We start from the raw sequence: 9,393 nt of genomic DNA, 5'->3' as shown, positions 1-9,393 counted from the left end.
ATGAGACGCCGAAAATCTGCGCCACGCCGGGGTATGACTACGATCGGGCTACGCCCTCACTCCGTCACACCCCGGCGCGAGTCTCATCCTGATTGACGCTGAATCTCACCTAGATTGCCGCTACGCAGCGGCGTCCGCTGCGTCGTTCTTTTGACGCGCGACATAGGGCTTCACGTACGACGCAGGGATCATCCGGGCGTCATGGCCAAGAGCGCGAAGCTCGCGTGCCCAGTGATGCGACGAGGCGCATGCCTCCATTCCGACAACACACGGTGGCACCTTTGCGAAGAAGCTGAGCACCTCCTCGCGGCGAAGCTTCTTCTGAAGTACAGGACGGCCCGTTGCATCCGCCCCATGAACCTGAAAAACCCTCTTGGCCAGATCGAGGCCTATCGTCGTAATTTCGTTCATGGATGACATCTCCCCGTTAGAGCGATCATCGCGATCGCTCTTTCACTATGGCGCCGGAAGAGGGAGCCATCCACCTCATCAAGCTCAATGCGGTCGATCCGCTGGCCTATTTGACCACCACGCTCCCTGCCATTGTCAAAGGCCATAAGCAGAGCCGGATCGGTGAGCTTTTGCCGTGGAATTATCCGGTCGACTAACCTGTATCGAGAGGATGGGGCGTCGTTCGCAGACCTGAAGCCCTCTTAATTGCCCGTTATGGCAACATGGCATAACATCGCTAAACCAAGAGAGGGTAAAGTCATGACGACGTTCGTTGCCGTGCTTTTTGGAGTCGTTGGCGGTATCGCCCTACTGGCTGCGGTTTTTCTTTTTACTTTCCGTCGAAAGACAACAAAGGAGAAACCCTTCAGGTCCGCCGAAAACCACGACGTGTTTGAGAAGGACCCGAGCTTCTACAGCTCGTATGACCAGCACAACACTTGAATGAGCGGCGTCACCTCCCGTAAACATTGACTCTATCAATCAACGGGGTCCGGCGTAAAACTGCCGATATCCTACCGACGTGTGAGCAGAACACCGCTTACGGACGAGCCGCTACTCTCTCCGAGAAAGATTGGCACCGATGGCGCCAACACCTTCCCCTCAACGATCAAGACGGCCGTCGATGACGGGCACCTGCATCTCGATCCGGTTCACTATGTTGCCAAGCATCTTCAGCAAGGTATCGAAAGCGACCACTTCCGCGTGAAGAAGAACATGCCGAAGATCGGCGGCTTCCAGTCCTTCAAGACAGCGCGATGAACAATCGCGGGCTTCGAGGCGATGCTCTGGCTGAAGAAAGGCTTCGGCTTCGCCGGCAATTGGACCGTCAATGACCAAAATGATCTGCTTGCGCGTCTGTTCAGAGTCCAAAAAGTTAACAAAGCGTGAAGCGTATCCGATTAAGGGCCAAACTGCAGGCCGAACCTGATTGTGCGACAAGCCCTCGACGACATTATAGAAGCGTCCAAGCGCATTGCACGATCACCGTGAACTCTCGACCGGACGACAATATTCTCAGTATTAGCGCGATGTTAAAAGGTCCAGTTCAATAGTTGAGATGATGAAGACGGTAGTTTTGAGAGAGGGAAATGGCGCCGCCATCCGATACGTCTGCGAGGTGTGCCGGCGGCTCTCTTAGCCTCGGCGTAACCCCTATATTTTTCATAGTTTATTTATCCGCTCTTGCGACAAGCTTGTTCGATCTGGCAGATGGTAGGAATTTTCTGGGGGACGTTGATGACCATATGCGCGAGATGCAGATCTATGGTCTACTCTTAGGCGAAAGCAGTTGGTGGGATCTCGCCCTGCCACACATAATGATGCCGGAGACCTATGTTTCTCCATGGTCGCGTCTCGTTGACCTACCTTATGTGGTGGTGACCGCAGTTTTCAGTCCTTTTGTTGGGTGGCAAAGGGGGATGCATTGGGCGTTCAATGTGTGGCCGCAGGTCATGCTCGCAGCATTCTGCTTGCAGTCGGCGTTTATCTACCGGCGACTTGGCGTGCCGGCATCTGTTCTGGGTTTCCTCACCGTGGCCAGCGCAACGGTCGGCGCATTGTTGGCACTATGGGAATTCACCCCTGGTCGAATCGATCATCACAACGCGCAACTGATTGCGTTAATGATGATTTTCAACGGACTTGCCCAGTGGGACAAGATCGGTGGGCGACTGATTGGCGTAGGCAGCTTGCTTTCCGTGACCATTGCTCTGGAGGGACTGCCGTTTATTGTCATCGGCTTTGCTGGTCTGATTGGCACCTTGATCCTTCGCGTACGTGACGCCGATCTCGTGGTCAAACAGGCCGCTGCAATCATAACGTTGTTCTCGTTGCCAACCGGCTTAGCTACAATCGGACCTACCGGTCTCGCGGCGACACAATGCGATACCTATTCGGCCCCTTACATTTTTCTGATGACAGGTTTCGGTGCTACGTTATGGGGAACCTCAACGTTTTTGTGTCAGGCTCGGCCGTCAGTGCAGCTCGTAGTGATTGCAATAGCCGGGCTTGCTGTACTTGGCTGTTCCGTTCTGATTTTCCCGCAGTGTATGGCCGGTCCATACTGGATGATAGACTCAATTTCAAAGGCCTACTGGTTCGATCGGCTTGCACAGGAGCAAACCGCCTTGTATTTCATCGAGCAAGGCCAATGGGGAATTTTTATCTCCCTTGTCCTTTTTGGGTCTATCTTGACGCTGGCGACAGCATCACTTCTCGAAATTCGCCGGCATGCAATGGCTGGCCTAGCGATCATGCTGACGCTAGCCTGGGCTAGCCTTATCATTACTCTGCTGCTGAACCGCTATGTGCGCTTTGCCTTTGCATTCTCTCCCGTACTCATGCCAATGGCGATGCAATATCTGGCGCTTAGGAAGTCGACATTGCTACGTCCTTTCCTCTGGAAAAGTGCCTGGTTATGTATCATCGGTTACGTTAGTGCCGCCAGTTGGCTGATCGCAGAGGAGCCTGTTAGGTCTCCGTTTTACGACGCTGCGGACTTTATGGCTTCCGACAGCTGCAAAAACGGCGATTTTTCAATCCTTACCCGAGTGCCGCCTGGTCGGATAGCAGCCTCGAATGCGCTGGGCCTCTCATTGTTGGACGCCCTTCCGCACGGTTTTTCCGTGGCCGCCGTCCCTTTCCATCGCGCATCACCTGGAATGCGCCGAATGTTCGAAGCTTTCCTGTCATCCGATCCAGCTGTACGTCGGGAAGCGCTCGCACCATTCAATTACCTGGCCGCGTGCCGCTTCCCCGTCAAGACGGATGTTGGAACTGCACCACTCTATGATGCTCTTGCTGCCGGTCAGGACTGGCCCGGCTTGATCCGCCTCACGGATAGCCCGTCCAACCCGTTCCAACTTTTCCTGATCGACCACGCTGTATTGCGTTAGGTAACCTGGCGGCACCGCAAATAGGCGCGGGAAATTAGATGGATGGCTCGCCCAATTGAGAAGCCAAGTGAAATGGATTCCTTGCACCTGATTTGTTATGCAGGTTGGGGGGGTGTGAGTTTAGGCGGGCAACTCTTCATCAAAAGCATCCAGGCCTTACCGGAGCGCCTCTTAAGCCTGCGGATTGCAATCACTACTGTCGAGAACCAGGCCCGCGCAACCCAAACGAGCCTCGCCCTCGCCCCGGTGCAGTTGCTCTTGCTCGTGGCTGATTGTCGAGATTGACCGTGTTAGTAATCCCATTGTCAATTTTATCTGGCCTGACGATAGCCCAAAATGAGGCAGCGGCAAGTATCCAAGGCAGACTGAATTTTAATGAAGTGATAGTTGCGCCAAGGGGATCATTCTGAACTGGACTGAGGTTAATGTAACCCCACCACAACAGATTGGACAGCAGGAACCAAATAGCGACATAGGCGAAAACTGAACGATATTTCCATCGTCGTAATATCAGATGTGCGCACGGCGCAATCAAGAGCATAGGAATGTAGCCATAAACAAACCCGAACGTCGAGTGGATGCTCGCTTTATAAAAAAACGTCCAACCTGCGCTGATTTCTCCTTGCCCCGGAAACACCCAATCGGCCAGAAAAGCGGTGTATACTGGAGCCCATAGGGGCGATATTATTGTAGCTAGTATTACGCGCAACGTTAGAATTTCCCTAAGGTTGAATGCGGTTTCGTAATTTTTGTTTATCTATTTTTTAGCCGATCGAGTAAACCCGTACTCGCCCACAAGTATTTTCCAACCGAGTTTCATCGTCTATTGGAAGCTAGAATTTGTTGGTGCGATTTGAGTCAACGCGTACTTGCATCGAGGCTTCATTTTTCACCTAGTCGTATTGCGATGCGGTACCTCTCCACGTGTCGCTTTCCATGTTGACATATTACGAATGCAGTGCTTGCTATGATTGTGGATTCTCTGGCTGCAACATATAATTGATTTTTGAGAGGGCGAAATGGCTGATGGGTTTGCGTGTGAAATATCAAGCCAATTTGGAAAAAATGGCACTTGGTGGACTAATCTGAAAAACGCGTGGACGATAATTGATCTCTCGCAACAAGCAGATGGTGCAGATCACGTTGTAACATTGATTGAAGAAATCAATGATGCCCTTCCAGAAGGTAATTGCCCGCCTGATGATCCCGGTGGCAATCCAGGGGGCAGTCCTGGTGGAAATCCTGGTGGAAATCCAGGCGGCGGAAACGGCCGCAGCGGACCGGCTCCGCAAGCTCCTCCAACTCCACCGCGCGATCCCTTAGTCATTGACCTTAACGGGGACGGCGTGAAATTTCGACCACTTGCTCATTCAACAACCTTGTTTGATATCGACAACGACGGATTTCGAGAAACGGTAAGCTGGATTAGTCCTGATGACGGGTTTCTCGTCCGTGATATCAACAACGACGGTATCATTAATGGTCTAAACGAACTGATCGGGAGCGCCGAAAAGGACGGATTTACCGTTCTTCGAGACCTCGATAACGGAGACGGCATCTTTGATGCCAATGATACGGCGTTCAGCTCGCTGAAGATTTGGAGGGATGCCAATTCGGATGGGGTAAGTACGGCAGACGAGCTTAAGTCTCTCGCAGACTACGAGATCGCGCAGATTGCCCTTCACGCAACATCGGTAGACCGTCAAGACGGTGATGTACTTGTGTCACACGAATCTGTAGTTGAAACATCAGACGGCGTCGAACTTGACATCGTGGCAGCGTGGTTTTCATCCAATCAATTGCTTTCGCGCTATGAGCTTCCTGAGGGTCTTGTTGTTTCTGGTGACGCACTGCTGGTGCCGTTATTGTTCGGTTATGGAAACGTGGCCGACCTCCAGATCGCTGCTGCCCAAGATCCTACCCTCTTGGAGCTCGTTGTCGGACTTGTTAATAACGTCTGGTCATTTGACGCCGATGAGATAAAAGCCCAATTCCGTGAAGTATTGTTCAGATGGGCTGGCGTCAACGGGGTCGATCCTGCTGGAAGAGGGCCGCACGTCGATGCTCGTGAATTAGGCGTCCTAGAAAAAATCTACGACCAGAGCTTGGCCAGTACAACTCCCTCACTTGGCGATGCAAAATACTTCCATCAAATATTTGGTGAAATCAGTGAAGGATGGCTAATCCGTTTTCTCGCCCAGGCTGGTGGATCACGAATACTTCTTTCAGATGACCCAGTGTCGGAGTACGAAAATATTCAGCTTGAGGATGTACTTTTTGCATCAATCGGACTTGACCTACCCACTGATGAAATATCCGTAAATTATGGCGGTATAGTCGAATTTATAGAAAATATTATCCATGGAAATATCGATGACGCCGGGAGTAGACTGACGAGGGCCACCTCTCTTCTCGACGGGCTCCGAGGAGCGTCTGTAAACAACGATCATAGACATGCTTTTTTGAATTATGTTGATAATAAATCTCCGTTATATCTTCGAGAAATTATACATTCATTAGTAGAGGGCCATGTCGCCGTAGATGGGACATCGGGCGACGATCGCATTAACGGGACGGGTTCTGCGGAAATAATATTTTCCGGTGATGGTAGTGATATCATCAACGGTGGTGACGGCAACGACACCTATGTTTACGCCCGCGGCGACGGCAACGATACGATCACGGAAGGCGCCTGGAGCGGCACCAATGACAAACTCGTCCTAGTGGATCTCAACCCGGCTGACGTGTCCCTAAGCTTCTCCGGATCTGATCTGCTGATCAGCATCGCCGAGAGTGTTTCAGGCGCAGGAGACGCTGGCTCCATTTTAATCAAAGCCACCCTTGGGACCGATACAGAACAGGGCGTCGAAACGCTTGTGTTTGCTGACGGCACCACATGGAATGCTGCGCAAATCCGTGCTCAGGCCATCGCCTCGGCACAGACGGCAGGCAACGACACCATAACCGGTTTCGGCTCCGGCGACACCTACACCGGCGGTTTCGGCAACGATGTAATCAACGGTGGTGACGGCAACGACACCTATGTTTACGCCCGCGGCGACGGCAACGACACGATCACGGAAAGCGAATGGAGCGGCACCAGCGACAAGTTGATCCTAACGGACATCAATCCAGCCGATGTGACAGTCAGCTTCGCCGGTTCTGATCTACTGATTAGCATCGCCGAGAGCGCTCCTGGCGCGGGCGACGCCGGGTCCATTTTGATCAAGGCGACCCTCGGGACGGCGACAGAACAGGGCGTCGAAACGATTGTCTTCGCCGACGGCACCACATGGAATCAGGAGCAGATCCGTGCCCAGGCTATCGCCTCGGTCAGACGGCTGGTAACGACACCATCGTCGGCTTCGGCTCCGGTGACACCTATGCCGGTGGTCTTGGTGACGATGTAATCAACGGTGGTGACGGCAACGACACCTATGTTTACGCCCGCGGCGACGGCAACGACACGATCACGGAAAGCGAATGGAGCGGCACCAGCGACAAGTTGATCCTAACGGACATCAATCCAGCCGATGTGACAGTCAGCTTCGCCGGTTCTGATCTACTGATCAGCATCGCCGAGAGCGCTCCTGGCGCGGGCGACGCCGGGTCCATTTTGATCAAGGCGACCCTCGGGACGGCGACAGAACAGGGCGTCGAAACGATTGTCTTCGCCGACGGCACCACATGGAATCAGGAGCAGATCCGTGCCCAGGCTATCGCCTCGGTTCAGACGGCTGGTAACGACACCATCGTCGGCTTCGGCTCCGGTGACACCTATGCCGGTGGTCTTGGTGACGATGTAATCAACGGCGGGGGTGGCAATGACGCCTATGTCTATGCGCGCGGCGACGGCAACGACACGATCACGGAAAGCGAATGGAGCGGCACCAGCGACAAGTTGATCCTAACGGACATCAATCCAGCCGATGTGACAGTCAGCTTCGCCGGTTCTGATCTGCTGATCAGCATCGCCGAGAGCGCTCCTGGCGCAGGCGACGCCGGGTCCATTTTGATCAAGGCGACCCTCGGGACGGCGACAGAACAGGGCGTCGAAACGATTGTCTTCGCGGACGGCACCACATGGAATAAGGAGCAGATCCGTGCCCAGGCTATCGCCTCGGTTCAGACGGTTGGTAACGACACCATCTTCGGCTTCGGCTCCGGTGACACCTATGCCGGTGGTCTTGGTGACGATGTAATCAACGGGCGGGGTGGCAATGACACCTATGTCTACGCGCGCGGCGACGGCAACGATACCATCATCGATGGTGATTGGAGCGGTACCGCCGACCAACTCACGTTCACGAATATCAATCCCGCTGACATAACTCTCGTTCGCGACGGCGATGATATTAGAGTCCTTATCCGTCAGAGTATTCCGGGTGCTAATGATAATGGATCTATTGTCATAAAAAACACCATCGAAGGATACAGCGAGCGGGGTATCGAAAAGTTCGTTTTCTCCGATGGAACTATCTGGGATCGTACCATCATACTAGCCGCCCTTACTGATCCGCCGATCGCCCAGCCGACCCCAACTATTACGGGTACTTCCGGGGACGACGTTTTAGTTGGAACGGCGGGTAACGACGTGTTCGAAGGTGATACCGGCGACGATCAATTGAATGGTGGAGCGGGAAGTGACATCTACATTTACGCTAGCGGTGACGGCAAAGATAATATCAATGACGATTCTGGTATAACCACAGATAAGGACACTCTACTCTTAGTGGACATGAACCCTGATGACATTACACTGACAAGAGTTGGTTTGTCGTCGATTCTAACCGTGAAAAATAGCGGGCAAACGATCACACTGAACGATCAGTTCTACAGCAGTTCTGGGCGTGGGTTGGAACAAATTGAATTCGCTAATGGTACCGTTTGGGATCGGGCGACGATCGCTGCTAACTCTTGGATCAGAGGTACGTTCGGCAATGATCAGCTCGGCACAGACAGCAACCCCTACCGTATTTCAAACGTAACCGTCGATCTTGGGTTGGGGGATGACTCTGTCAATGCCGACTGGGCAACCGGATACACGGTTATATACAGATCCGGCGATGGCAATGATATATACCGCATCTGGAATAACACGCAGTCTACATCGGTACTCAAGCTGTTGGATCTGAATGTTGAAGACTTGACCTTCTCGCGTGAGGGTCAACATCTTAAGATTACCGACGTGACAACGGGGCAGACTATAACCACACGCTACTTCTTCGACAGCAATCAGCATGCGTTTGCCAGGATCGATTTCGCCGATGGGACGCAGTGGGGACGCACTCAAATTTTGGAACAGGCGGCGTGGATTAGAGGTACCTCCGGCAATGATCAGCTCGGCACGGACAGCAACCCCTACCGTCTTTCAAACGTAACCGTCGATCTTGGGTTGGGGGATGACTCTGTCAACGCCGATTGGGCAACCGGATACACCGTTATTTACCGATCCGGCGATGGCAATGATACATACCGCATCTGGAACAACACGCAATCGACATCCGTACTCAAGCTGCTGGATCTGAATGTTGAAGACTTGACCTTCTCGCGTGAGGGTCAGCATCTTAAGATTGCTGACGTGACAACGGGACAGACCATAACCACACGCTTTTTTTTCGACAGCAATCAGCACGCGTTTGCCAGGATCGATTTCGCCGATGGGACGCAGTGGGGACGCACTCAAATTTTGGAAAAAATCGCGTCGATCGGAGCTATGTCCGAGAATGACATTGTAGTCGCTTCCAACTCTGCCGGTGAAATAGACGGATCTCGTGATGATATAATCACCGACGACGATCGCGACGCTTTTGTTTTCGCAGAGGGCTTTGGCCAGGACCTGATCACCGACTTCGTGGCAGCCGCTGGCACCGACGACGTCCTGCAGTTCGACGATAGTTTGTTTGCGACCTTCGAGAGCGTCCTCGCCGCTGCAGCCCAGTCCGGCAACGACACCGTCATCTCGTTCGACACAGCCAACACCATCACGCTGCAGAACGTGCTGAAGACAGATCTGCATCAGGACGATGTCCGGTTCGTTGCATAA

4 protein-coding genes and 3 pseudogenes are annotated in these 9,393 nt (G+C 53.0%); 6 read left to right on the top strand and 1 reads right to left on the bottom strand.

Annotated elements, in window-relative coordinates; translation table 11 throughout:
- Window positions 1-123 precede the first annotated feature (123 nt).
- Window positions 124-411, bottom strand: a pseudogene (locus MRBLMR1_RS10550) (IS110 family transposase); the annotation flags it as partial.
- A 68-nt stretch (window positions 412-479) separates the two neighbouring features.
- Here MRBLMR1_RS10550 and MRBLMR1_RS10545 point away from each other — a divergent pair.
- From MRBLMR1_RS10545 to MRBLMR1_RS10520, 6 genes and pseudogenes are all read left to right on the top strand, one after another.
- Window positions 480-608 (top strand): annotated as a pseudogene (locus MRBLMR1_RS10545) (transposase domain-containing protein); the annotation flags it as partial.
- Window positions 609-711: 103 nt separating this feature from the next.
- Window positions 712-894: a hypothetical protein gene (locus tag MRBLMR1_RS10540; RefSeq protein ID WP_500064502.1), complete on the top strand. Its 183-nt coding sequence runs from the start codon at window positions 712-714 to the stop codon at window positions 892-894.
- A gap of 93 nt (window positions 895-987) precedes the next feature.
- Window positions 988-1,341, top strand: a pseudogene (locus MRBLMR1_RS10535) (DDE-type integrase/transposase/recombinase); the annotation flags it as partial.
- Between the two features lie 305 nt (window positions 1,342-1,646).
- Entirely contained in the window at window positions 1,647-3,347 is a 1,701-nt protein-coding gene (locus MRBLMR1_RS10530; RefSeq protein ID WP_500064500.1) for a hypothetical protein, read from the top strand.
- Between the two features lie 1,019 nt (window positions 3,348-4,366).
- Window positions 4,367-6,757 (top strand): SPM autocatalytic domain-containing protein, encoded by a 2,391-nt coding sequence (locus MRBLMR1_RS10525; RefSeq protein ID WP_500064498.1) that lies wholly within the window; start codon window positions 4,367-4,369, stop codon window positions 6,755-6,757.
- Complete coding sequence (locus MRBLMR1_RS10520) at window positions 6,640-9,393, top strand: calcium-binding protein (protein ID WP_500064496.1); 2,754 nt, start codon at window positions 6,640-6,642, stop codon at window positions 9,391-9,393. The genes MRBLMR1_RS10525 and MRBLMR1_RS10520 overlap by 118 nt, the downstream gene beginning before the upstream one ends.

The organism is Neorhizobium sp. LMR1-1-1.1 (assembly GCF_040675795.1).
Lineage (GTDB): Bacteria > Pseudomonadota > Alphaproteobacteria > Rhizobiales > Rhizobiaceae > Neorhizobium > Neorhizobium cellulosilyticum.
Note: the sequence above shows the minus strand (reverse complement) of the source record. Positions and strands in the feature narration are given on the sequence as shown.

Excerpts from the sequence above, each read along its gene's own strand:
- MRBLMR1_RS10520 (WP_500064496.1), top strand. The coding sequence starts at position 6,640 with ATGGAATCAGGAGCAGATCCGTGCCCAGGCTATCGCCTCGGTCAGACG.
- MRBLMR1_RS10525 (WP_500064498.1), top strand. The coding sequence starts at position 4,367 with ATGGCTGATGGGTTTGCGTGTGAAATATCAAGCCAATTTGGAAAAAAT.
- MRBLMR1_RS10540 (WP_500064502.1), top strand. The coding sequence starts at position 712 with ATGACGACGTTCGTTGCCGTGCTTTTTGGAGTCGTTGGCGGTATCGCC.